The sequence below is a fragment of the Fervidobacterium sp. genome (assembly GCA_026419195.1).
Classification (GTDB): Bacteria; Thermotogota; Thermotogae; order Thermotogales; family Fervidobacteriaceae; genus Fervidobacterium.
The window spans coordinates 1-25932 of the sequence record JANZZV010000005.1; the positions used below are offsets into that span (position 1 = coordinate 1).

At 36.5% G+C, this 25932-nt stretch carries 21 protein-coding genes and 3 pseudogenes; 8 read left to right on the plus strand and 16 right to left on the minus strand.

Features of this window, described 5'->3' with window-relative positions; all coding sequences use genetic code 11:
* The 9 genes from N2Z58_04745 to N2Z58_04785 form a co-directional block, all read right to left on the minus strand.
* Nucleotides 1-647 (minus strand): AAA family ATPase (locus N2Z58_04745; protein MCX7653967.1); only part of this gene is annotated, 647 nt, incomplete at its 3' end.
* 93 nt (nucleotides 648-740) lie between these two features.
* Nucleotides 741-1844, minus strand: a complete 1104-nt coding sequence (gene glf, locus N2Z58_04750) for a UDP-galactopyranose mutase (GenBank protein MCX7653968.1) — start codon at nucleotides 1842-1844, stop codon at nucleotides 741-743.
* A gap of 241 nt (nucleotides 1845-2085) precedes the next feature.
* Complete coding sequence (locus N2Z58_04755) at nucleotides 2086-2346, minus strand: hypothetical protein (GenBank protein ID MCX7653969.1); 261 nt, start codon at nucleotides 2344-2346, stop codon at nucleotides 2086-2088.
* A gap of 649 nt (nucleotides 2347-2995) precedes the next feature.
* Nucleotides 2996-3187, minus strand: a complete 192-nt coding sequence (locus tag N2Z58_04760; GenBank protein ID MCX7653970.1) for a tetratricopeptide repeat protein — start codon at nucleotides 3185-3187, stop codon at nucleotides 2996-2998.
* A gap of 21 nt (nucleotides 3188-3208) precedes the next feature.
* The gene (locus N2Z58_04765; GenBank protein MCX7653971.1) at nucleotides 3209-3715 is read right to left on the minus strand and encodes a GNAT family N-acetyltransferase; all 507 of its coding nucleotides are present in this window, start codon (nucleotides 3713-3715) and stop codon (nucleotides 3209-3211) included.
* A 36-nt stretch (nucleotides 3716-3751) separates the two neighbouring features.
* Nucleotides 3752-4852, minus strand: coding sequence for a DegT/DnrJ/EryC1/StrS family aminotransferase (locus N2Z58_04770; GenBank protein MCX7653972.1), 1101 nt, complete (start codon nucleotides 4850-4852; stop codon nucleotides 3752-3754).
* The gene (locus tag N2Z58_04775; protein MCX7653973.1) at nucleotides 4849-5811 is read right to left on the minus strand and encodes a GDP-mannose 4,6-dehydratase; all 963 of its coding nucleotides are present in this window, start codon (nucleotides 5809-5811) and stop codon (nucleotides 4849-4851) included. The genes N2Z58_04770 and N2Z58_04775 overlap by 4 nt, the downstream gene beginning before the upstream one ends.
* A complete protein-coding gene (locus N2Z58_04780; GenBank protein MCX7653974.1) occupies nucleotides 5798-7198 on the minus strand; it encodes a glycosyltransferase in 1401 nt (466 codons plus the stop codon). Before N2Z58_04780 ends, N2Z58_04775 begins: the two co-directional genes overlap by 14 nt.
* Complete coding sequence (locus N2Z58_04785) at nucleotides 7191-8627, minus strand: hypothetical protein (GenBank protein ID MCX7653975.1); 1437 nt, start codon at nucleotides 8625-8627, stop codon at nucleotides 7191-7193. Before N2Z58_04785 ends, N2Z58_04780 begins: the two co-directional genes overlap by 8 nt.
* A 223-nt stretch (nucleotides 8628-8850) precedes the next feature.
* On the opposite strand from N2Z58_04785, the pseudogene N2Z58_04790 reads away from it, so the two are divergent.
* The 5 genes and pseudogenes from N2Z58_04790 (at nucleotide 8851) to N2Z58_04810 (ending at nucleotide 16170) form a co-directional block, all read left to right on the plus strand.
* Nucleotides 8851-9264, plus strand: a pseudogene (locus N2Z58_04790) (flagellin).
* A 1434-nt stretch (nucleotides 9265-10698) separates the two neighbouring features.
* A pseudogene (locus N2Z58_04795) lies at nucleotides 10699-11091 on the plus strand (flagellin).
* A gap of 137 nt (nucleotides 11092-11228) precedes the next feature.
* On the plus strand, nucleotides 11229-13871 hold the full coding sequence (locus N2Z58_04800; GenBank protein ID MCX7653976.1) for a glycosyltransferase family 2 protein: 2643 nt from the start codon (nucleotides 11229-11231) through the stop codon (nucleotides 13869-13871).
* Nucleotides 13872-13923: 52 nt separating this feature from the next.
* Nucleotides 13924-14400, plus strand: a pseudogene (locus N2Z58_04805) (flagellin).
* Nucleotides 14401-15906: 1506 nt separating this feature from the next.
* A complete protein-coding gene (locus N2Z58_04810; protein MCX7653977.1) occupies nucleotides 15907-16170 on the plus strand; it encodes a flagellin in 264 nt (87 codons plus the stop codon).
* Nucleotides 16171-16205: 35 nt separating this feature from the next.
* On the opposite strand, the gene N2Z58_04815 is transcribed toward N2Z58_04810, so the two are convergent.
* Nucleotides 16206-16931, minus strand: coding sequence for a DUF3298 and DUF4163 domain-containing protein (locus N2Z58_04815; protein ID MCX7653978.1), 726 nt, complete (start codon nucleotides 16929-16931; stop codon nucleotides 16206-16208).
* 83 nt (nucleotides 16932-17014) lie between these two features.
* Between N2Z58_04815 and sdaAB the strand changes: the two genes are divergently transcribed.
* Together sdaAB and sdaAA are read left to right on the plus strand one after the other, a co-directional pair.
* A complete protein-coding gene (gene sdaAB / locus N2Z58_04820; GenBank protein ID MCX7653979.1) occupies nucleotides 17015-17677 on the plus strand; it encodes an L-serine ammonia-lyase, iron-sulfur-dependent subunit beta in 663 nt (220 codons plus the stop codon).
* Nucleotides 17674-18540 (plus strand): L-serine ammonia-lyase, iron-sulfur-dependent, subunit alpha, encoded by an 867-nt coding sequence (gene sdaAA, locus N2Z58_04825; GenBank protein MCX7653980.1) that lies wholly within the window; start codon nucleotides 17674-17676, stop codon nucleotides 18538-18540. The genes sdaAB and sdaAA overlap by 4 nt, the downstream gene beginning before the upstream one ends.
* A gap of 38 nt (nucleotides 18541-18578) precedes the next feature.
* On the opposite strand, the gene N2Z58_04830 is transcribed toward sdaAA, so the two are convergent.
* From N2Z58_04830 to N2Z58_04855, 6 genes are all read right to left on the minus strand, one after another.
* Nucleotides 18579-19289 (minus strand): ABC transporter ATP-binding protein, encoded by a 711-nt coding sequence (locus N2Z58_04830; protein MCX7653981.1) that lies wholly within the window; start codon nucleotides 19287-19289, stop codon nucleotides 18579-18581.
* On the minus strand, nucleotides 19276-20130 hold the full coding sequence (locus tag N2Z58_04835; protein ID MCX7653982.1) for an ABC transporter ATP-binding protein: 855 nt from the start codon (nucleotides 20128-20130) through the stop codon (nucleotides 19276-19278). Before N2Z58_04835 ends, N2Z58_04830 begins: the two co-directional genes overlap by 14 nt.
* Nucleotides 20127-21191 (minus strand): branched-chain amino acid ABC transporter permease, encoded by a 1065-nt coding sequence (locus N2Z58_04840; protein MCX7653983.1) that lies wholly within the window; start codon nucleotides 21189-21191, stop codon nucleotides 20127-20129. The genes N2Z58_04835 and N2Z58_04840 overlap by 4 nt, the downstream gene beginning before the upstream one ends.
* Before the next feature lie 11 nt (nucleotides 21192-21202).
* Entirely contained in the window at nucleotides 21203-22114 is a 912-nt protein-coding gene (locus N2Z58_04845; protein ID MCX7653984.1) for a branched-chain amino acid ABC transporter permease, read from the minus strand.
* Between the two features lie 67 nt (nucleotides 22115-22181).
* Nucleotides 22182-23294, minus strand: coding sequence for an ABC transporter substrate-binding protein (locus N2Z58_04850; protein ID MCX7653985.1), 1113 nt, complete (start codon nucleotides 23292-23294; stop codon nucleotides 22182-22184).
* Between the two features lie 73 nt (nucleotides 23295-23367).
* Nucleotides 23368-24477 carry an ABC transporter substrate-binding protein gene (locus N2Z58_04855; protein ID MCX7653986.1) on the minus strand — a complete coding sequence of 370 codons (1110 nt, stop codon included), beginning with the start codon at nucleotides 24475-24477 and terminating at the stop codon, nucleotides 23368-23370.
* 308 nt (nucleotides 24478-24785) lie between these two features.
* Between N2Z58_04855 and N2Z58_04860 the strand changes: the two genes are divergently transcribed.
* Nucleotides 24786-25886 (plus strand): hypothetical protein, encoded by a 1101-nt coding sequence (locus tag N2Z58_04860; protein MCX7653987.1) that lies wholly within the window; start codon nucleotides 24786-24788, stop codon nucleotides 25884-25886.
* Nucleotides 25887-25932 lie beyond the last annotated feature (46 nt).

Sequence of the window (25932 nt, forward strand, 5' to 3'; positions counted from 1 at the left end):
CTGAAGTCTTCGTGAAGAGAGATATCGGCAAGGTTGTTGAGAGTAGAGAAAACACCAGCTTTTGTGTATTTGGTTATACCTGTGAGAAAAACAAAGCGAAGGTATTTGTCAAGACTTTTGATTTTTGTGTACACTTGTCTGAGGATATCTCTCATTTGTTTGGCTTTATCTTTGTCTGATATGTGATCAAGTATTGGCTTTTCGTATTCGTCTATCAATAATACCACTTGTTTATTGTATTTGTAATACAAATCTTCGATTAACTCTGAAAATCTTCCATCATATGTATTTCTTTTCAAGTTGATATTATATTGCTGTGCAAGGAAACAAATTTCATCATCAAGCGATTGTTTGAATAAATCAGTATCTTCTGTGTTCAGTCTGTTCATATCCAACCTAACCACAGGAAAGCTTTCCCAATCCCATTTGTCATATATCCATGTGTCTATAAATAATCCTTTTTCTCCTTTAAACAAATACTCAAGCACACTCACAAGTAAACTCTTCCCAAATCTTCTTGGGCGAGATAGGAATATGTATTCACTATCTCTTATCATTTCGTACACATACTTTGTTTTGTCTACGTATATATAACCTTCTTCTATCATTTTTCGAAAGTCACTTATTCCAATAGGTAAATTTTTCATCTTACCACCTCTTTTGTATTTTCAAGCATATTATATCACAAAAAAACCGACCTTTCGGTCGGTTTTAAATTCTTATGCAAGCTGTATTTGTAGTCATTTAAGTACCGAATTTACTTTCTCAATTGCTCGCTCGATTACTTGGTCCATATTGTAATATTTGTACTCAGCAAGTCTTCCCACAAATATATACTCTCTTGTTTTTTCAAGTTCTTCCACTTGTTTTATATACTTTTCTCTTCTTTCCATGTTCTCTTTCGTCATCACTATGTAATATGGTTCACCTTTCGATAATGGATATTCGTAACACACCACCGTTTTCTCACTTTTTTCTCCTAAAAAGTGTTTGTATTCCGTTATTCTCGTCCAATCATATTCATTTGGATAATTCACCACCGCTACCGGCTGGTAGTATTCTTTCTCCACTTGCTCGAGTTCCAATCTTAGTGATCTGTACTCCAATTCACCGTACATATAATCGAAAAATCTGTCTAATTCCCCTGTGTACACTGTTAATTTTGCTTTGAACAAGTCTCGCACTTCAAAATAATCCACTCCCAGCATTAAGGATATGTTTTTATGCTCGAGCATTTTTTCTACCATCTTCGTATAACCTTGTTTTGGTATACCTTGGTACTTATCCGAAAAATACCTATCATCTCTGTTTGTTCTTATAGGTATTCTCTTTGCTACATCTGGCGCAAGCTCTTCTGGATCTTTCTCCCATTGTTTGATTGTGTAATTCTTGAAAAATAACTCATATAACCTTTCCCCCACTTGTGATACAACAACATCTCTGAAGTTTTTAGCTGGAGTGTTGAACTTCGACTTTTTGACTTCCTTTTCAAGAAACTCTTCAACTTCATAAGTTGCGATATTAATACCAAAAACTTGAGCAAGTGTATCACGGTTGATAGGAAAAGGCACAAGCTTCCCTTCAACATAGCTTAATACTTTGTGCTGGTAGTAATGAAACCTCGTGAATCGATTGACAAAATCCCAGACTTGCTTGCTATTAGTATGAAATATATGGGGGCCATAGGTATGGATGGTAATACCATTTTCGTCTTTGAAATCATGACAATGTCCGGCAATGTGCTTATGTTTTTCAATAACTAAAACCTTGTAACCCGCTTCTGCCAAGATACGTGCCGAAGTTGCTCCAGATAAACCTGCTCCAACTACTATTACGTCAAACAAACACCTCACCTCTTTCTTCAAAAATTCACACTTTGAAATTTGCTATCAAAATTATACCTTCTCTTAGCAATTGGATTTTCGTAGTGAGCACTTTGTTTTGTTCATGAACAAAATTACCTGCAAAGCACATACTACTACCTTCAACCCCACCTTAGTTACCACTTTTATCAAAGTATACGGTGTAAATCAACACTTGTGATCACTATTTATCACTTCCATACCTCTCATGGCATATTCAAAATTAGAAATTCTGAATGCACTTGTTGTTGTGAGAATCATAATAATCACATATATTTTGAAATTTTACCTTAACTTGATTGATAAAAATTACAGGATTATCAACGTCTTCTATAGTTTCTGGAAGAACTACATAATCCCATTTAACCTCCGAAAACGCTTCCGGTAAGTCATCAACTAAAACGTCCAGAGAATAAACATTATCAATATTGTACTTAGTTTTAACAAACTCAATAGCATCACAGTTAGTATCTTTCCAAAACATCTTTTAGCAACATTTATCAATTGCTTGTGTAAATATTGATCATTCTTAACTTTACTTTCTATTCTCTACAAATGATCTGCAAAACCAATATGAACCTCATTCTTTCCTGTGCAAATTCTCTCAAGAAACTCTACACGAGTCATATAAGGTTGGTCTGGAAAGCTTATATTTTTATATTTAGACCTTTTGAAAACACTTTATCTTCTTGCTATTGCTTCTATAATATTGTATGGATGACCTTCATGAATACTAGTTGATAGGACGTAATTTCTATATCCGAGAAAATCGTTTACATTCTTTACAAAACCATAAAACTTGATACTTTCTAAAAGTTTATTTTATTCGCAAAATAATCTAAATAATTAATCCATCTGACTCCTTCTCCTGCCTCCAATACTCAACCTGATATGTGGAGTTTGTATCTCTTGTCAACTTTCCTATTCAGGTATTCAAAAACTTGCAACTAAGCAACTGGACATTTTTTGTAACTAATGTTCGCAATAATTGCTATATCATAACCATTTCCCCTGTTTTTAAATCTAAACTTGCTCAAGTCAACTTCGCTTTGTACGGTTTGTATATCTTAATTTTAGAATAGACACTTTGATGGAAGGCAGTTAAGACAGTTAAAATATTCTGAATGTGTTTGCTAACCAATCCGATTGATTTCTAAAACCTCTTCGAACATATTCTTTGCCGAATCAAGATTGCCTTTGTAAAAATATACAATTCCAAGAGCGTTATATTTTTGTAAAGTATCAGAAAAGTGTTCAGTTAATTGTTTGGCTTTTGAAAAGTTCTTTCTAATGATTTCCTCGTTTATCACGCTTTCTATGTTCATTTCCGTATCTCCATTCAACTTTTAATTTTTCGAGTCCTGTCTGAAAATAGCCATTCTCAAGACATTCCTCCACTTTCCATCTTTAAAAACTTCTTCAATAAGTGTGCCTTCAATTACAAAACCTAACTTTTGGAATAATTTAACTGCTTTAACATTTTCTTCCATGGTATACAAGTATATTTTCCTTATAGGGAGATTTCGAAAAACATAATCAATTATAATCGAACCAGCCTTATAAGCTAAACCCATACCTCTGAAATTTTTATGTATGTGGATTCCGAATTCACATTTTTGATTTCTGTAATCTATATTTGTTATCCTCACACGGCCAACTCGTTGTCCTTTATATTCTATTATCATGTCGATGTCCTTTTCTTTTTTCTTTAACCAATCTATATGTTCAAAGTCGTATAAAGGGTAATCACTGAAGTAACTTAATGAATCGTCAAGATCGTTTCTAAGTTCAAGCACGAAATTCGTGTCTTCCAAACTCAGTGGTCTTAAGCAGATATTTTCATTGCAAATCAACATTCTCCCTCCCATTACTTAATACCATAGTGTTATTTAAACTTTGTACTTCTCTAGCGTTCTTGCTATGTAGGCTATATCTTCATAATCTAATTTACTGTGCATGGGTAACGCAAGTCCTCTGTCCGCTGATACTATGGAATTTTGGTAATTATAATCTTGTAAGTCGTACTTTCTTTTGTAGTAAGGTTCTCGATGAACAGCATATGCTCCGTAGTTTGATTCGATTCCATTTGCTCTCAGGTATTCTATCAAAGAATTTCTATTAATTCTTTCGTCAAGTAAGACATGATACGTTTGCCATATGTGGGTTCCATAAAGTGGTTCATACGGTAATTTTATCCAAGGTATTTCCTTCAAAAAATTGGTGTAGATTTCAGCTAACAGTCTCCGTTTTTGTATTATCGACTCAAGTTTTTTCATTTGAACGATACCGATAGCTCCTTGAATATTTGTTAGCCTATAATTCAACCCGGCAATTTCGAAAGTAACTTTTCCATCCCTAATTTTAATACCGTGGTTTCTCAACAAACTTACTTTTTCAGCAACCTTTTCATCGTTTGTTGCAACAAGTCCTCCTTCGCCTGTAGTTATATTTTTTCTTGGGTGCAAACTAAAACATCCTACATGACCGATAGTACCAACCTTTTTACCGTTAAAATCACTACCGAGCGCGCAAGCAGCGTCTTCTATAACTTTTAAATTGTACTTGTCTGCAATATCCATGATTTTATCCATCCTAGCCGGGCATCCAAATTCATGAACAACAATAATAGCTTTTGTTTTTTCTGTTATTTTGTTCGTTATTTTTTCAGGATCAATGTTAAACGTTGAGATATCCACATCGACAAATTGACACTTAGCGCCAATCATTTCTACAACATTCGCAGTTGCTGGAAAGGTGAAATCCGGAACTATAACTTCATCTCCTTGAGATATACCAAGTGCCAAAAGGGCAAGGTGTAATGCAGCTGTGCCATTGCTTACAGCTAGCACATGCTTCACATTCAGATATCTTTTGACCATATTTTCAAACTCATATACTTTATCGCCTTGAATAAGCCAACCACTCTCTAAAACTTTTTTAATTTCCGCAAGTTCCTCTTCACCAACGTCTGGAGCGCTTAGTTTAATCATCCCAACATCTTCTCCCTATACCAATCTATTGTTTTCTTGAGCCCTTCTTCAAGATCGATTTTCGGTTCAAAACCAAGCAAATTTTTAGCTTTTTCAATGCTTGGTATTCGCAACTCTACATCAACATACGTTTTTGGAACATGTACAATATCTGATCTTGAGCCAGAGATTTCTTTTATTAATCTTGCAAGCATTCTCACAGTAACTGTACCCCTTGGATTCCCTATGTTAAAAGCTTGTCCAACCGCTTGCTCTTTTTCCAAACTTAGGAGAACTCCATCTACGAAATCATCAATATAACACCAAGATCTAATCTGGTCACCATCACCATGGATTTCTAAGGTTTCATTTCTAAGCGCTCGACAAACGAACTTATGAATTGCCCCTTCACCAACCTGACCAGGACCGTATACGTTGAATGGTCTAATTATGACCACAGGTATTTTGTATTCTTTATAATACGCATAACACAAATGCTCGCTGGCGAGTTTAGAAACAGAATAAGTCCATCTTGCTTCTCCAACAGTTGATAAACTGCTTTGTGCATCATCCCCTACCTTGTAAGCGTAAGAACCAAAGACTTCTGAAGTTGAGAAATTTAAAAATCTGTGCAGTTGAAGTTCTTTTACTGCTTCAAGTACGTTATATGTACCAACAATATTAATCTGCATCGTTTTGACTGGATATTTTATCACCGTATCTACACCTGCAATGGCAGCTAAGTGAATAATTACATTTGGTTTGAAATCGTCTATCACAGATTTTAAAAAACCAAAATTAACCACATCGCCTTGTACGAGTTTCACATTTGGAGAATCAGTAATAAACGAATCTTTCATAGAATTTCTCCACAAATTATCATACAAAACGATCTCGTTCTTTTCATACAATCTTTCCGCAATTTTGGTACCTATGAATCCAGCACCACCGGTTATGAAAATTTTCTTACCCTCTATCAAACTTTCCATCCTCCTTCATAATATTGTAGTACAAATGCACTAAATCATACTTTATTTTTTCAATGTCATGATACCTTTCAACGTAGAGTCTTGCTCTCTTACCAATTTCGGTAAACTCGTTTTTCCTTTTTATCAAATCTTCTAAAACCTCTAAAAGATTATCTGGATTTGCTCTTATTACAGGCAAGTCTGGAGGATACTTTTCAACAAAATAATCTGGTACAGAAACAACCACAGGCTTGCCTAATGCCATACACTCAATTGCAAGCAATCCATATCCTTCGGAATGTAATTGATCAATTACCAAATCGGCTTTCATATATATTTTTTTAGCTTCACTATGTGGTATTCCTTTAATCAAAATGAATTCTATAGGGTACTTTTCTTTCAATTTTTCAACAACAGAAGTTATTGTTTCCGTACCTTTTATCTCTGGACTTGTAGGTGCATGCGCAATGATTATTTTCTCCCCAGGTTCTTTCAAACTATAAGGATATATACTCAGATTAATAGCCTGAGGTAGAAAATGTGTGCGTTTAAAATAACCTTTTACATATTCTGAAAGTGTAAATTCAACAATGCAATGATCAATATACTTTGACACAAAGTCCAATCTTTTTAAAACTAACTCATCCCGTTCTTTTACCCTTGCGTAAGGATTGAATTCCAAAGCCTTAGACAAAGTTCTGACATCTGAACCCCAATACTGCATTAAAGAAGTTTTACCTATGGACTTAAGAAAAGGTAAATCAGCGTTTTGAGGGTGAAGGCTTGAACCAAAATGAAAATGAAAGATATCAAAAGAATTTATAAATTGATTTATGATGTCGTTATCAACCTTACCGATTTCAATATTATAATCACTCTTGTATCCTAAATAAGTTGGAAAATAGTTCAACGATCTTGCAAATATTCCCATACTTTTTAATCCAGAAACGTAAGTATACATCTGGTTGGCTATTTCTATTGTTCCATGCAAGATTCTAAGTTTGTGTGTTTTCAAATCCTCAATAAAACTTTTTGCTTTCAAAACTTCCGGATATTTTTTCGAAAACGCAGTAACAATTGCATCCCTTAAGGATAGTTTTTTAGATAAAAAGATGGTTCGCACGAAAGATTCATTTGCCTTTTCTTGTTCGCCACTTAAATCCTGTACAATGCCTTTTAATAACACATAAGGTAGAAAGTATTCATTTTCCTGCAATTTTTCAAACTTTTCTTTTGCTCTTTGAAAGCTACCCTTTCTCAAATCAATAGATATATCAAGAATATCATGCCTGTAATTGTTAAGATCAATATTATTGCAAATAAAGCTCTTTATATCTTCGTCTGAAGAAAGCTCGCAAACCTTCTGAAAGTTCGTCAGGAGTTGTGAATGATTACTCACTATATCTCACCTCATCCGATAAATGTGATGAACATGTTTTTGTTAAAACATATAAAATCATCTCCGAGAACAACTCATCTTCATCTATTTGCTCAATTAAATTTATAATACTTTCAATCTCTCTTTCAAGTGGATAATTTTCTTCGACGAATTCTCTCAAAATAACCGGATTCAAGTCTTTCAAAATTATTTTTGAAACAACTTCTTCAATCGAGCCAAAAACACATTCTTTCGGAAGGTTCTGACCTATAATCTCATTGGCTTCGTATACAAATGTTGGTAGTCCCATTGCCATAGACAAGAGGATAAAGTAACTAATTTCTTCCGAAAAGGTATAAAAAATCGCGACATCCTTGTCGATTAAAAAATCATAGAAACTTTCACTAACAGGTGATAAGAAAAACGTGTTGTCAAGATTGTATTTCTTCAGCCAAATTTTCATAGCTTTTATAACTTCAACGGGAGAGTTTTCCGGCACCTTTAGGTAGAACTCAAATTCACCTTTTTCAGAAAGTTTCTTAGCAATTTCAAGCAAACTAAGCAGCCCGAGGTAACTCATATCACATATAAGCGCGATCTTTTTATTTGACCTTTTCGAAAACACTATCTCAGATAAGTTAACGCATTTTTCTATAGTAACTCTCGGAATAGAAAGCACTTCCTCATATCTTTCTTCATAAAATTTTCTAACAACATTACTTGAAAAAATTATTCTATCAATAAAATACCAGTTAATATCATTGACCACAGATCCTCCAACAAGATCGTAAATTCTTACTATAACTTTACGTTCATTTTTTGGTAACTTTTTCGACACCTCGGCTAATATGTTGTTTACACCTTCAAACCAAATTATATCAGCTTGATTAAAAGATTTCAAAACTTCATCAGCGTTTTTTGGCAATACGACTTCTACATTGTAGACACCTGATAGCACATTCGATAACTGATAAGAAAAATATCGTTCGTTTGGACTTGCAAAAATTACCATACTCTGTTTTTTGCTTAGCTGGCTTAAAAGTTTGTTGTATTTTTCGAGAACATTTTCAGCTGCTCCGTATTTGATAGCTTTAGTGTAATAATATGTAGCCATATGTAAATTTCCTAAGGCCTTTGTTGCATCGGCGGCAAGTTCGTAAACACCGGCAAACTTGTGCTGTGCCCTTAAGGAGAATCTCCAAGCTGATCTGTAATCACCTCTTTGGTAGGCAAGCTTTGCGAAATTATAAGATGCTGCCGGATGGAAAGGATCCAATTCAAGCACCTTCAGAAAACTTTCGTAAGACTTCTCAAGATTGCCCGTGTAGTAAAAGATAATACCTAAAGCATTTAACTGGTCAGTTTGAGAGGGTAACGTTTGAGCAAGGTTAATTGCTTTTTCAAATTCTTGGTTGTTCAAGAGTTGCGAAATTTCGTCAAAGATGTTCATGTCCGCCTCACCTACCTTTTAATTAGATAAAAAGGCAATTTGTTAAACTATGAAAAGACATTTTAATTATTATATCACATGATCTGCACATTTTGTTGGAAGATAAATTTCTAAAGTTTGATATACAAGTTCCGATAATAAAAATGGTAGCAAAGCTACCAAGGGCGCCCTTGAAAAAGCTAAAAAATTTAAGGAAAAAACTCTCACATGGAGGTGAACAGTTATGAGGATTAACCACAACATCAACGCGCTCAACAGCTGGCGCAACATCACTATGGTTAACATGGATATGAGTAAGACTCTTGAGAGACTTTCTTCTGGTTTAAGAATCAACAGAGCAGGTGATGATGCAGCAGGTCTTGCAATCAGTGAAAAGATGCGTGGACAGATTCGCGGACTTGACATGGCAATCAAAAACTCACAAGATGCTATTTCACTGATTCAAACAGCTGAAGGTGCGTTAACTGAAGTACATTCAATATTGCAAAGGATGAGAGAACTTGCAGTCCAAGCGGCAACTGATACCAACACAAACGTCGATAGGGATCAAATCCAAGCTGAACTCAATCAGTTAAGAGAAGAAATCGATAGAATTGCAAGAACAACGGAATTCAACACTAAAAAGTTGCTCGATGGAAAGCTTGAAGGTTTCAGATTTAGAGCAGACGTAAAGGTTGTTACGGGAGGTAACATCGATCTCAAGGCACAAGAAATAAGCTATAACAATCAAAATGTAAAATCATTAGCAGGATGGACATCAGCTAATGTTACAGGTTCACTTGGTACTCTCTACTTGGATGTAGGTGATCAGAGCTTCAACATAGTTTACAGAAAGCTCACAACATCCAATGGAATCGATCTATGGATTGGATTTCAAAGTGTAGGCAACAATACTGTGAGAGTAACTGTTTATAAGGATAGCCCGAATGGTACACTTCTTGGTTCCAGAACTCTAACAGCAGATGGACATGTATATTTGAACAATATAGTTGAAAGCAACAGAATTACTTTCCTTGGTGCACTCAGTATTGATTTTGCAGCTACTCTTAACACAGTTTACAGTGTAACCTTAATCAACTCAAAGCAATTTGTATCCACAAACGGTTTCTTAGCAGAGAATATAACAACAAGCATGACAGGCACACCAACAGTACCAGTTCTTAACCTTGGAGGAGGTGCAGCATCCGCTCATGTAGGAATTTTGATTCATGGTGTAGCAGTTACATTGACACTTGTCAGTGTTGGATCATCGCAAAACAGTATTAGAGTGATAGTTAGAAGAAATAACACAATAGTTGGTTCACAAACATATACCAGACCTACTGCGGTAACAACATTGAACCTTAATTTTATAAGAGATATATCTTCAGGAAATACGTTGCTTAATTTAGGTACTCTTGCCCTCAGTTTATCAACAGGTGCTGAAAAATTACGCAGTTTCCAATTCAGTGGATCAGCATATTTCGACACTCGTCGATCACAGGTTGTTGCAAGCAGAAACAACGTCACAACAAACAATGCGAATTTGGCCTTTACAACACTCAACATAGGTGGAGGAGCAGCAATCGCTGTAGGATTCCAGTCGGTAGGTGCAAATCAGGTAAGGTATGTAGTAAGAAGTTACAGTGGAATGACGATAACAAGTGGTACGATAAAAGCACAAGATCTGAATGCGATAGGTTTGAAAACTGTAAGTCTTGGTGATGATTTAACGTTGAACATTCAATTCGAAGAGTTCCAAAGCGAAAACGTAAGACTTAACCAAGCAGATATTTACTTGACTTCTAAAAATTATCAAGCTAACGAAGGTTCGTATGTAGTTGAAGTTGGTCAGTTCATAGGTGGTGTTAGTTCGCAACTTGACTTCAGGGTAGTTAAGAGTGATGGTACTGGCGTAAACATCTCCAATCAAGGAGCTCTCAGAAAAGGATTTGCTGTCACAGATGGCACAATCTTTACCTGGAGACCGAATGAGCATACTATCGGAGAGTTCGGAGACGCGCTGCCAAATGAAGAAATAATTGATTCTGCTGTTGCAAGGATAGAAGGTAAATATACACAAGACACACAACTCATCTTCCAGATTGGTTCAAACGAAGGTCATAACATGTTTGTTGGTATAGATGATATGAGTGCTGGTGCACTTGGTATCACAACGTCTTCGTTAAAGGTGACGGATCAAAACAGCGCTGAAAGAGCAATCATGGTTGTCGATGCAGCTATACATAAAGTTAGCAGTGCTCGTGCGGCGCTCGGTGCTGTTCAGAACAGGCTCGAGCATACTATAGCAAACCTCGGTGTGGCAGCAGAAAACTTAACAGCAGCCGAAAGCCGTATAAGAGACGCAGATATGGCAAAGGAAATGATGGCGTTTACAAGACAGCAGATACTCTTGCAATCAAGTATGTCAATGCTTGCACAAGCCAATGCCCAACCACAAAATGTTTTGCAATTGTTAAGATAATAGCACTTTCAAAAAAACCAAGCAGCCATACAAGGCTGCTTGGTTTTTTTATATTTGCCTAACTTAGGAGTTGTTTTAAATTATGTTGAATTATAATTTGGTGATTTTGCATTCTGATTGTTACCGGAGGTGCAGTAATGAAAAACAACAAACCTTTTTTATCTGTCGCGATGATAGTCAAGGACGAAGAGAATAACTTGCCAAGGTGTTTGGAGAGTCTAAAAGACTTTGTCGACGAGATTGTTATAGTAGACACAGGTTCAGTAGATAGAACCGTGGAAATAGCAAAAAAATACACCGATAAGGTATATTTTTACCTATGGAACAACGATTTCTCAGCAGCGAGAAATTATTCTTTACAGTTTCCAACTGGTGAGTGGGTATTTATTGTGGATGCCGATGAAGAAGCTACTCCAGAAATGAAGGAAGGATTAAGAAATTATCTTGAAGGTTTACCAAGTGACGTGAATACGGTCTATTTACCAACTATCAGCTATCTTGATTGGAATTTTGAAATGAAAGAAGTTGCTTCTTCAGCACGTGTATTTAGGAACGGTACTGTTAAGTTTGAAAATATCGTACACAACCAAGCGATTTATAAACCGAAAGTTTCTTATGCCCCGTTTTCGTTGATACACTATGGATACATCTGGACAAGAAAATTGAAACAAAAAAAATACGCAAGAACTGCGAACTTGATAAGAGAACATTTGAAGCAAGCTGAAAATATCGGTGAGAAGATTTATTACCTCGTACAGTTGTACAAGACTGAAACTGTTAGTCCACATTTTTGGTCACATGTTAGGGTGGGGTGGGAAGTTGCTAATTTGCTTACAAAAACTCAAAACATACCTACAATTGCTCTTGAATTTATGTATATATTCGGTATGGAATTAATCTCCAATCAAATTAAAGAAGGCGAAAAGTTGCTTGATGCATGTTTAAGACTCTCACCAGAGTATCCTGATCCATACTGTGGGTTTGCAATAAAATATTTCAACGATAGAAATTATGAAAAGGCTTTTGAGTTCGCAAAAGATTATTTTAAAGTTCTCGATGCTGTTATGGCTGAAAAGGAGAAATTCACTTGGACAATTAATAGTTTGAAAGAGAGAGATAAGTTAGCTGGAATTATGGTTACCACCGCTCTTGAGATGGATGAAAAGGAATATGTTGACAAGTATCTCGACGAGTTTTTTGCGATAAAAGACCTGAATCTTAAGGCTACCTTTTTCGGCGCTATCATAAGTGTTTTTTCCAAAAAAACAAAAGAATTTTTTGCAAAGTATAACTATGTGTTTGAAAAGGTGCTGGAGGAAGCATTAAGTAACAGAATTATCTTCCCTATGGGTGAGCTACTTATGAATTTGCTTAAAAATACAGTTGAGCTTTCTGAAAGAGCGGTTTTGCTTTTGAAAGGTTTCCCAGTGGCCAATAAATTAGAATTTTGGCTGAGAGAAAAGATTGCGAAACCTGATAATGACTTTATTTACTCGTATTTTTTAAGCGATACGCCAGAAGATAAGTTTCTTGACGAGCATGGTATTCCAGGGCTTATTTTCTTGTATTATCTGAAGAAAGATTACTACGAACCAGAAAAAATTATTAAGTGGTTACATGATCTCACTAAGAAGACGGAAAATGCTTTATTTAAAGGCCTTATAGAAGCATTGATAGGTGATACTTACCTGAGACTGAAAAATGTAAAAAACGCTTTGAATTACTACAAAAAAGCTGCAACGAACAATCCGCTTATATCAAAGTTTATTAAACCTATCATCGAAGATTTAAAAACAAGTCTTTTGGATCTGGATATTGAAGGTGTGGCGGATGATTTGTGGAAGTATTACGTATCAAACAATGATTTCATAATCTCACTTAACAGTTATCCGAAAAGCGAACTTGAGAATGTTTATTTGCTTTCGAATCATGATTTTGCAAGGTATGTATCAGCGATAAATAGTAGTGATAACGATAAGAAGATAGATTTGTTGATGCAGGTAAGCAGACCAAATTTGTTTAAGAATTATTATTATCACCTTGCTAAGGCATTTGAGAAAAAAGATCTTGAGACTGCTTACGTTTATCACATAAAGGCAATAGAAGAAAATGAGGTTTTAGCGGATATTAAGGAGAAAAACTACAGGTATACCGAGTTGTATCCCGCGCACTTGCCAAGTTATTACAGAGCCGATGATTTAAAGGTATGGGTTGGGAATCTTTCGGAAAGGTTTTCGTGTAGAGGTATCATACAGCCAGTAAGAACATGGAAAATTTCAAAAGAAGGTTTTTATTACTCAATTCCTCTACCAACAGAGGATGCCATAAGTATTTTCTTGAAGCGCGAATTCGATGCTTTAGGAAAAAATAATATGCTTGTTAGTGGTGAGTTTCTGCAGTCAATGGTTTCAAAGTTAGAATTTGATGATGTTCGATTAATCTACGATGTTGATAAAGCGAATTTTGATCTTAGTGTGTTTTCAAGGTTAGGTATTAAGATAAGTGAAAAAAGTCAGAATTTTGTTATTCTGTCGGGATTTGAGCGAAGTTATGACGTAGGTAATTTGCTCTCTAACGCAAAATCCGCCTTAATATTTACTGCTTTACCAAATGTTGAAAACCGAGATGATGATGTGTGGTATTACCCAGGTTTCACCATATTGAGAGATTATAAACAAATCAGTAATTTAATGAATAAATTGAGGTTTAAGATTATATACAAAGAAATACAAAATAATTTCGTAGGAATCTTAGTGGAAAAGGTAGAAAAAACTAAATGAAATATTGAATTACGCTTCTGTTATCTTTTTATATACATTAGGAGGTGAGGTTATGCGGATTAATCATAACTTATCTGCACTTAACGCATGGAGGCAGATAACTCTTACTGATTCAGACATGAAGAAGTCCCTTGAAAGGCTTTCTTCCGGTTTGAGAATTAACAGAGCAAGTGATGATGCAGCGGGACTTGCGATAAGCGAAAAGATGAGAGGGCAGATCCGTGGGCTTGAAATGGCTATGAAGAATGCTCAGGATGGTATTTCTCTTATTCAAACAGCTGAAGGAGCGTTGAATGAAGTACATGCTATTTTGCAACGTATGAGAGAGTTGGCGGTTCAGGCAGCAACGGATACAAATACGAACGTCGATCGAGATCAGTTACAAGCAGAGTTAAACCAGTTAAGGGAAGAGATTGATAGGATTGCTCGTGCTACGGAGTTTAATACTAAGAAGCTCCTTGATGGAAAGCTCGAGGGCTTCAGATTCAGAGCGGATGTAAAGGTTGTTACAGGTGGTAATATAGACTTGAAAGCAGAAGAGATTAACATATCAAAACTCAATACAAAAGCTGTTGCTACGTGGACTTCCCAGGTTGTAAATGGTAGTATTAAGAACGTTTATTTGGACGTAGGAAATAGCACTTACGATTTTGTTTACAGAAAACTTTCAACTAACATTGGCACAGATTTGTGGGTTGGATTCAAAAGTGTTGGAAACAACCAAGTTAGAGTTGTCGTGTTTAGGGATGCACCTGGTACTATGACTATTGGTTCAAATACACTAAGTGGTGATGGTAAAGTCTATCTGCATGATTTTAGAATGGGTAATAATTTTGTTTTTATGGGTGCTTTGAGTGTCGATCTTGCAGATGGTGCAAATTCTAGTTTGAATACAGTTTATTCGGCAAAGCTTGTGGATTCAAAGATGTTCGTATCTGCGAATGGTTTTCTGACAGAATCCATCAGAACGAATATTGAAGGAACTAACTCAATCCCTGTTATCAATCTTGGAGGTGGCAATTATACCTCGTTTGTCCAAGTGTTTGTGCATGGTGTAGCAATTACATTGGCTTTTAAATCCGTTAGCAATAATTCTCTACTTGTCACCGCTATCAGGAATGGAACAGTTTTGGGTTCGTATAGATACGACCAACCAACTACTAGTACTACTGTCTCATTTAAATTAATTAAGGATGTACGCACAGCTAATACTTTGCTTAATATTTCGAATATTAGTATCCGTATAACTGCTGGTGGCGAGAGGATAGCTTTAATTCAGTTTAACGGTACTGCGTATTTTGATACGGTGAATCGTGATGTTGTTGCGAAGGTGAATAATGTTCTTACAAATGCTTCAAGTTTGACATTTACTTCCTTACTTATAGGTACAAATGCGAAGGTTTTTGTGGGATTCCAGTCTGTTGGTACTAATCAAGTCAGATATGTTGTTAAAAGTTTCAGTGGGATGACGATTACAACTGGGACAATAAAGGCTTCAGATCTAAATTCAATAGGTTTGAAAACTGTAAATCTCGGTGATGATTTGGTGTTGAATATCCAATTTGAAAATTTCCAAAGTGAGATGAACCGTTTGAATCAGGCAGATTTGTATGTAACTTCGCGAGTCTCCAAAGGAGAAGAGGGGTCTTATGTCTTAGAAATTGGTCAATTGAAAGGATATGTAAGTTCACCTATTGATTTTAGGCTTGTCAAGAGTTCGTCAACGGGGATTAGTATTTCAACTGTAGGTGAGTTGAGACGCGGATTTTTGGTTAAGAACGGTATAGTGATGTCCTGGATGCCAGATATTTGGAGAATAGATATGTATGGCTCTTTACCCAATGAAGAAGTTATAGATACAGCTGTGTTCAGAGTTGACGAACAGAGAATGGAGGATAATTCGTTGATATTCCAAATAGGTTCCAATGAGGGAGTTAATATGATGCTTGGTATCGATGATATGCGTTCTGAAGCCTTGGGACTCACAAAGGAATCGGTGGATGTAACAACACAAAATGCAGCGGAACGTACGATTATGATTGTTGATGCCGCAATTTTGAAGGTTGGTATGGTGAGGTCAAGGTTGGGTGCGGTACAGAATCGTCTTGAGCATACAATAGCAAACCTTGGTGTAGCAGCAGAAAATTTAACAGCTGCAGAAAGCCGTATAAGAGATGCGGATATGGCGAAAGAGATGATGGCCTTCACAAAGCAACAGATTTTGATGCAGTCAGGTATGGCTATGCTTGCACAAGCAAATGGTCTACCACAAAATGTACTCCAGTTGCTAAGAGGATAAGAATTTGCAAAATCCCCCGATTGTCGGGGGATTTTTTATTTCGCTATCTTCTTGATCTCGCTGTGTTTTATGTATTGTGATATGTTTTGCCATGGTATGAAAAACATTGGCATTCCTGATGAGTATGGAGCTATTTCATAATATGGGTATATGAAGGTTATGTATTTTGGTTCGATGATAAAGCTTCGAGTGAATAGGTTGTCTTTTAGTATATAATCTGTTGCTTCGGGGAAAAAGTTCTGTTGGTTTAATTTTATTTGGTTTACGATTTGCTGTTTGATTATTTTCTCTGCCTCTTTTTCGATAATATTGTTTAGATTCAGTAATTTTGAGCTTTTTAAATCGATGTTGTAGGTTTCAAATGTTGTTATTCCATGGGCTCCACCTGTATATTGATAATAATAGATTATAAAGCAAGCTAAATTTTCGTCTTGGTAATGGATGTTTGTACTGATATTTGCTTCATAAGGTTGAGTGGGGATACCTTCTTTTTTGTTTTGATCGGCAATTTCTTTTACTTGCTTGATGAATTGTTTAATTCTGCTTTCAATGATTGTGTTGAGTTCTTCTTGAAATCTGATATTATCCAAATTTTTCAATTTCGGCATTGAGATGGTTATTTGGATTGTATTATTTTTTGTTGAGCTTTGTATTAATTCTATTTTTTGTGATTTGATAGTGTACATGTAAGCAAAAATTGCTATGAGAAGTATTATGGCAAGTATATAAAATCTTTTTTGTGGATTGTTGTTGTTTGGCATATTCATCCTCCTTCTTTTTAATTTATTTTACCATTGTTGTGGTATAATTTTCAAGAAGTGTCTTAATTTTATGGGGTGATTTGATGGGATTGCTTGAAGTTGCAGGTCCAGTCATGATAGGTCCATCGAGCTCGCATACTCTTGGTGCGTTGAAAATTGCAAGGTTTGTCTACAAGCTTATGGGGACACCAGAACGTGTGGTTTTTGTGTTACATGGTTCTTTCGCGTTTACATACCGTGGACACGGTACTGATCGGGCGTTACTTGCAGGCGTGTTGGGATTAAAACCTGACGATAATAATGTGAAGAATGCTTACGATATTGCGAACGCTCATAATATAGACTATTCTTTTGAGATGGCAGATCTTGGTGATGTGCATCCGAACACGGTGCTTATTAAGGCTTGGAAAGGAAGTGTTTACAACGAAGTAGAAGGTTCATCGATTGGTGGTGGTGCGATTCGTATAACGAAGATCAACGGTGTTGAATGTTCTTTGACGGGCGACTATCCTACTTTGGTGATTGTTAATAAAGATAAGCCAGGGGCTTTGAAGGATATTTTGGATTGTATAAAGACAAATATAGCTAATGTTTATTTACGACGAGTTAATGCGTTGCAAGGTATAGCGTTGAGTATAATTGAACTTGATGAAAATATTGAAGATCCCATTTTAATGTGCCTTGAGAAACTTAGTTGTGTTGTTGAACTTTACAATGTAAAACTTGAAGAAGGTGAGCTTTTGTGAGATTTTCAGAACTTCTAAAAGTGTGGGAAGGTACAAAGCTTGAGTTTAGCGAGATAATTTTGGCACAGGAAATGATAGAGACAGGCAGAGATCCTGAAATTGTTAGAATGAATTTGAAAAGATTAATGTTAGTTATGCTTGAGGAAGCTGAAAAGAATTTCGGAAAGAAGTTTTCGACTTTAACAGGATTAACGGGTGAGAATGGTTATAAGTTTGCAAATTACAGACCTTTTATGATAGGTGAATTTAACCATGTGGCAACAGTTGCAGCTTTATCAATGAGTGAATCAAATGCCTCAATGGGTCGTATTGTGGCTTGTCCTACAGCTGGTTCGTGTGGTGTCGTACCTGGAGCTCTTTACGCTTTGAAAAAGCTCACAAACGCTTCAGAAGATAAATTACTGAGGTCCTTTATTGTTGGTTCTGGAATTGGAAATATTGTTGCCAAGAAGGCAACTTTGTCAGGTGCAGCCGCCGGGTGTCAAGCTGAGATTGGTACTGCTACAGCCATGGCGTCAGCTATGTTGACTTATTACTTTTCTGAAGATCCAAGATATGTTGGACATGCTGCTGCTTTGGCTTTTAAATCTTTGATGGGACTCGTATGCGACCCTATTGGCGGGTTTGTTGAGGTACCTTGTGTCAAACGTAACGGTTCAGCAGTTAATGTAGCAATTGTTTGTAGTGAAATGGCGTTAGCTGGTATAGAGAGTGTTATACCGTTCGATGAGGTTGTTGAGGCAATGTACAATGTTGGGAAAGCTTTGCCAGAAAGTTTAAGAGAGACAGGTTTAGGTGGAATTGCAGCAACTAAAACTGCTGAGTCTATAGTGGAAAATATCAAGAAAAGCTGGAAATGTTAAAAAAGGCTTCAGATCTTGTCTGAAGCCTTTTCGTTAGTTTATAATCCGAGGTACGCTTTCTTAACTTGTTCGTTTTTGAGTAATTCTTTTGATTCACCTTCTAATGTTATGTTACCAACCTCTAATACGTAACCATAGTGCGATATGTTAAGCGCACCAACTGCGTTTTGTTCAACTAACAATATTGTTATGCCTTCGGAATTGAGTTTTTTGATTATTTCAAAGACTTCTTCAACAAGAATCGGTGCAAGTCCAAGTGATGGTTCATCCATCATAAGCAATTTTGGTTTATTCATTAACGCTCGAGAAATGGCAAGCATTTGTTGCTCTCCACCAGAGAGTGTACCACCAAGTTGATTTTTTCTTTCCGCAAGTCTTGGAAAAAGTGAAAAAACCCATTCAAGATCCTGTTTAATTCCGTCTTTATCTTTTCTATTGTAAGCACCCATCATCAAGTTTTCCATTACGGTTAGATTCGGGAATATACGTCTTCCCTCTGGAACGAGTGAGATTCCAAGTCTATTTATGTTATGAGGTGCAAGGTTTTGGATTTCTTTACCTTGAAATATGATTCTACCTCTTTTTGCTTTTACTAGTCCTGCAATTGTGGAAAGTGTGGTTGTTTTCCCCGCACCATTTGCACCTATAAGTGTTATTACTTTTCCCTGGTCTACTTTGAAAGATATGCCTTTGATAGCGTGTATGGAGCCGTAGAATACATGTAGCCCTTCAACTTCAAGCACCGGCATGTTCCCACTCCTTACCAAGGTAAGCTTCTATAACTCTTGGATTTCGGCTTATTTCTTGTGGTGTTCCTTCAGCGATTATTTTCCCAGAATCCATTACTATTATTCTTTCACACACTCCCATGACAACTTTCATGTCGTGCTCAATTAGTATTACCGTTAGTTTGAACTCATCTCTTATGTATCGGATAAATTCCATGAGTTCCTCTGATTCTTTCGGATTCATACCAGCCGCAGGTTCGTCTAGCAAAAGTAGTTTCGGTTCTGTGGCAAGTGCCCTTGCTATTTCGAGTTTTCTTTGTTGACCATACGGTAATGACGATGCCAATTCGTATGCCAAATGTTCTAATCCAACTTTTCTGAGTAATTCCATAGCCTTGAATCTCATTTCTTTTTCCTTGTTCAAATAGCTTATTTTGAGTACAGCTCTCCAAAACCATAGTCTTCCGTGTATTTTCTTTGCCTTACCATGTCTTAAAAGTATATCATCTGCATCCTTAGTTGATAATAAGTGATGTTGTGCGACAAGTACGTTGTCAAGTACCGACAAGCTACCAAATAGTCTTATGTTTTGGAATGTTCTTGCTATACCAAGATGAGTTATTTGATGTGGTTTATACGGAGTTATATCTATATCATCGAATATGATTCTCCCTTTTGTGGGGTAATATATACCTGTGATAACGTTGAAAGCGGTGGTCTTACCAGCCCCGTTTGGACCTATAATTCCAAGTATTTCGCCTTCGTATGCGACGTTATCGAAGTCATCTACAGCAACAAGACCTCCGAACTGCATGGTAACATGTTCCATTTTTAAAATCGTTTTTCTTTCTTGGTTGTTCATTCTTTACCACCTCTCAGAGGTAGCCTTTTTAGAAATTTAATAATACCATCCCATGTCAATTCCGCTCTACCGAATATACCTCTTTTCCAAACGATCATAGTGATAACGAACAAAACAGATAATACCAACATTCTCATACCTTGAATAGCCGGAAATTGTTTACCAAACAATGTGAACGGTTGTTCAAACATTCTAAGCCATTCCATAAGAAATGCAAAAGTTATAGCACCGATAATGGAGCCGCTTATGCTGCCCAATCCACCCAGAACGACCATGATCAGTACATAATAGGTTAATATTGGACCAAATGTCGTGATTCGAGGATCTATTGTTGTTAACCAATGTGCGTACAATGCACCACTTACACCAGCGAAAAATGCACTGATAACAAATGACAAAAGTGTGTGTTTGAATACGTTTATTCCCATAGCCTCAGCTGCAATGGCGTTATCTCGTATTGCAAGTAAGGCTCTTCCGTAAGAGCTCTTTACGAGGCTAACTATGAACAGGACAGTTACAAATAACCAACCCCAACTCCACCAAATATTTGTGTAATTTGGTAAGCCTTTTAGTCCAAGAGAACCATTTGTTATCGACTGCAAATTTAATGCAAGTATTCTCAACACTTCCGAAAACCCAAGAGAAGCTATTGCAAGGTAATCACCGGAAAGTCTTAAAACGGGAAATCCAATTATGAATGCGCCCAGTGCAGCAACAAGTCCACCGATGATAGTGGCAGTGAAAAAGTCTGTATGTAAATTTGCGATGAATGGACTTGGTGGTTGTATTATAAATATCGTTGCTTTTTGATCAGGAGGTATAGTTAAAAGTGCAGAAGTATAGGCGCCAAGTAGAATAAATCCAGCGTGACCAAGTGAAAATACTCCGGTTATACCATTAACAAGATTCAAACTAACTGCCATGATACCGTATATCGCCATTAACGAAAGAATTTGTTTTTGGTAGGTATCGAATTTAATATAGGCTATCCAAAGGAAGATAATGACAAGTATTATAAATAGAGTTGTAAGGGTTATGTCTCTTTTTGTGTTGCTTCTCATCATCTTTCACCTCAAACTTTCTCTATGGCACGTTTTCCAAGTAATCCTGCAGGCCTAACAAGCAATATGAAGATGAGTATTATAAATGCGAATGCATCTTTGTATTGCATAAGCGTTGGAAAAAGCGTAATTATCATCATTTCGATTACACCAAGCAATATACCACCAAGTACAGCTCCACCGATTGAGCCTATGCCTCCAAAAACAGCGGCTATGAATGCCTTTAAACCTGGAACAAAACCAGTGTATGGATAAAAGCTTGGATATCTAAGTGCCCACATAACACCTGCAAGGGCTGCTAAGGCTGAACTAATTGCAAAGGTAAAACCAATGACGTTATCCACGTTTATACCCATCAAAGATGTTGTCGGTATATCGGCAGATATTGCACGCATTGCCATACCTATTTTTGTTTTGTAAACTATCAAAAATAAAACCAACAAAGCTATTGCGGTAATACTAAGGATTATGAATATGATTTTTGGGAGGTATACACCACCGACAATAAACGATTCAAAAGCTATAGTCTTATTTTCAAGAGCTTCCAAAAATGCTTTGTAATTTGGTCCAAAAAACACAACTGCAAAGCTTTCGATGAAAAACGAAACGCCTATTGCCGTAATCAGGGCAGAAATTCTTGGAGCGTTTCTCAAAGGTTTGTATGCCAGTTTATCAATGAGTAAACCCAAAACAGCCGTTGCTAATAAAGAAAAAATCACCGCAAATGGGAAGTTAAATCTTATTAGCGTAGCACCATAGAAAGCAAAGTATATGCCCATAACCATAACATCACCAAATGCAAAATTTATAAGTCTCAAAATACCATAAACCATTGTGTATCCCACAGCTATAAGCGCATACAAACCGCCCACCATAAGACCATTGAGTAAATTCTGGATCAAAATCACTGGATTAAGGCTCAATATCCATCCCTCCTTGAAAACATTTGGAATTCCGGACTCCGGAACTACAGAGTCCGGAATTCAAATCCTATTTTAAGTCCTTAGGTTCTATCTTTGTTACATAGGTAAATTTTGCGTTCTTTACCTGAACGATTATTACGTCTTTAATAGCATTGCCATTTTCATCAATATCTATCGTACCACTGACTCCTTGAAAACCTTTTGTCGCTCTAATTGCAGCGTTTATCTTAACGGGATCCTTTGAATTCGCACGTTCAATTGCATTAATTATAAGCATATACGCATCGTAACCAAGAGCAGCATTCATCGCAGGTAACGTGTTGTATTTCTTTTTGAATGATTCAACAAAATCTTTTGCTAATTTCGTGTTCGCTGCTTCAGGAACGTAATGTGTTGTGAAATACAATCCCTCAACAGCTTGACCACCTATCTTTATTAACTCAGGCGCATCAGCACCATCACCAGCGATAAAATAACCTTTATAACCCATGGCTCTTGCTTGTTGAGCTGCAAGAGCAATTTCGTTATAGTATCCTGTGAACATTATTACGTCACTACCGAACGATAATGCTTGTGATATCTGGGCACTGAACTCTTGGTCACCTGATTTATACTGCACTTTCAGTATTTTACCATTGTACTTTTTCTCAAACCTCTCCGTGAAGTAATTTGTTAATCCCACGCTGTAATCTTGTTCAATGTCAAGGAATATTGTTACTTTCTTTGCTTTAAGATTTTTTGCTGCAAATTCAGCAAGTGCTGTACCTTGAAGTGGATCGATAAAACAGACTCTTGAGACAAATTTCTTGCCCTGAGTTACAAGCGGATTTGTTGAAGTTACTGCCACTTGAGGAACTTTTTTCGCTTCGGCGATTTCAGCTGCCGCTATTGAATTACTACTTGCAATTTCTCCAATTACTGCAACAACTTTTTCTTTGTCAATCAATCTTGCCATCGCATTTGCCGCTTCGGTTTTCTCGCTTCTCGTATCTGCGTAAACAAGTTTAATTTTTTCACCTAAAACTGTACCTTTTTGACCGAAGGCAAGTTCAATACCTTTTTTTGTCCATTCTCCAAAAGCCGAAATACCACCAGTGAGTGGCAAAAGCACACCGATCTTAATCTCTGCGAAGATACCGAGGGTAAGTAGAAGCAAAATAAATACTGTAAACTTCTTCACGACGTACCACCTCCCAACGTTTTTTTAGATGAGTATAAAAGTGAGTGGCTTTCGCCACTCACTTTTTAATATTCTATTTCAACTGATTTGCGGAAATTTTCGCTGCAAAGGAAAACTGTTGATTTTTAACGGTTAATATTACAACATCTTTTGTTGCGTTACCATTTTGATCTATAGTTATTATTCCAGTTACCCCCTCAAAGTTTTTGATTGCTCTGATAGCAGTTGCGATCAATTCAGGTTTCTTAGTTCCTGCGCGCTCAATTGCTTCGACAACAAGCATGTAAGCATCGTAGCCAAGTGCTGAAAGTGTAGATGGTTTTACACCATATTTTTTCGTAAATGCTTCAACAAATTTCTTCGATTTGTTGGTAACTGGTGCATCTGGATGGAAATGGTCGGAAAAGTATATTCCTTCAACTGCCTGTCCTCCAATCTTTATCAGTTCTGGTGCGTCTGCACCGTCACCCGCAAGAATGTGTCCTTTGTATCCAAGTGCCCTCGCCTGCTGGGCAACAAGTGCAATTTCGTTATAATAACCAGTTACGACTATGGCTTCGCTACCGAATGATAGAGCCTGAGAAAGTTGAGCACTGAACTCTTGGTCTCCCGATTTGTATTGCACTTGTAATACTTGTCCACCGAGCTTTTTGAACCTTTCCATAAAATAATTTGAAAGTCCCACACTATAATCTTGTTCAACGTCTGTGAAAACTGTTGCCTTTTTGACTTTCAATGTTTTAAATGCAAATTCAGCAAGTGCTGTACCTTGCAATGGATCGATGAAACATACTCGTGAAACAAACTTCTTTCCTTGTGTCACAAGTGGATTGGTTGATGACGGACTTACCATAGGCACTTTTTTCTTCTCAGCTATTTCTCCAGCAGCCATAGAGTTACCACTGATCACTTCACCCACGACAGCTATAACGCCTTCTTTGTCGATAAGTCTTGCTATACCGTTTGCTGCTTCTGTTTTTTCACTTCTTGTGTCCATGTAAACAACTTCTATCTTCTCTCCTAAAACAGTGTTCTTCTCTTCCCAAGCCAGTTCAATACCTTTTTTCACTAAATCACCGAACGCAGAAACCCCTCCTGTAAGTGGTAAGAGTGCACCTATCTTGATAGCCGCAAATAGACTAAAGCTAAGTAATAAAAACAATCCCAAAAAGGCTTTTCTCATACAACTCTCCCTCCCTGTAGAAAGATGTTGATGATTTGTAAAATTAACATATGCAAAAATTTGTTATGTATTTTAACATATTCATATAGAAGAAGTCAATAGAAAAACAAAGAAAAATGAAAAAACAATTCAAAATTAAGCCATATAAGCGATTTCCACAACTTAATGCATATTTTCAAATTGTTAGCATAACTAACATAAATTTAACCGTTTTGTCTCTATACTTAAAATCTTGGGGTGTATAATATTATTAAATTGGAATGTTAAATTCATTCATTTAAATTATCACGAAAAGGAGGAATTTATTTATGGAAGTTGTTCAAAAATTCCCAGAGTTGGAAAGGTTCAGAGAATATTTTGTTTCAAAAAGGATATCACCAGCGACGATGGCAAACTACATCGAAACTCTAAAATCGTTTCTCAAATTTACTAACGGGGAAATTACACAAGAAAATGTCGAAAAATGGATAGAATATGTGAAGAACAACTACAAAATGACAGCGTGGAGACAATATTTTGTACCTCTAAGGGCTGTACTGCAAAGATTTTATCCAAGTATATATGCTCACTTAATCGAGGAATTGAAAGTTCCTTACAAAAAAACTGAACAGGAAATTGTTACTTACCTCGATTTTTGGAAAGTTTTTAGGGAGGCAGAAAAGATTGCACAAAAAGGAAATGATAAGTACGTCATATTGGTAGGACTTGCCGCGCTCTCTGGTCTTAAGTCCGGAGATATTGTCCTGCTAAAGGGAACTAACATAAAGGATGGAAAGATCTTCCTTGAAAATTATCCGCTACCTTTTGAAATCCCTCAGATGTTGAGAAAATATCTTGAAAAGTACGAAGGAAGGGATGAATACATTATTTCAACAGAAGATGGAAGTCCAGTAAAACCATCTTATCTTGCCATAATGTTGAGAACACTTCAAAGAAGAGTAGATATAAACCTTAAAAGACCGCTTTCCGTCGAAATGTTGAGAAATATTGGTATCTCAAGGTATCTCTTGTCTCAACCATCCATCCCCTTGGTGATGAACAGGTTTAGTTACAGCTCAGTAAAGTCAATCGAAGATATTGCTAGATACCTTGAAGAAAGTGGCGATATCAGGGCTATATTCTCTGTTAAAGTTGTTAGTTCACTCAAAGAAATTGTAGAGTTTTTTGAAAAATTGGCATTACCAGTAAGAATGTTGGAAGATTTTATCGTTGTCAGTAGAACTGTATACGTAGAGAAAAAATCACCACTTTCAAAAGTTGATGTTGTGTTTGTGGTAAGACAATTGAATGATTGGTACACTTATTTGAGAACGCTTGAACTTTCTCCAAAGTGGGCAAAGGAAAGAGAAGATATGTTTTTGGTGAACATTGATTCGGTAAAAATAGGTTTTGTAGAGTATGATTATTGAAAAGTTTAAAAGCATGGTATAATTAATTTAGCTTTGTGCAATGGGG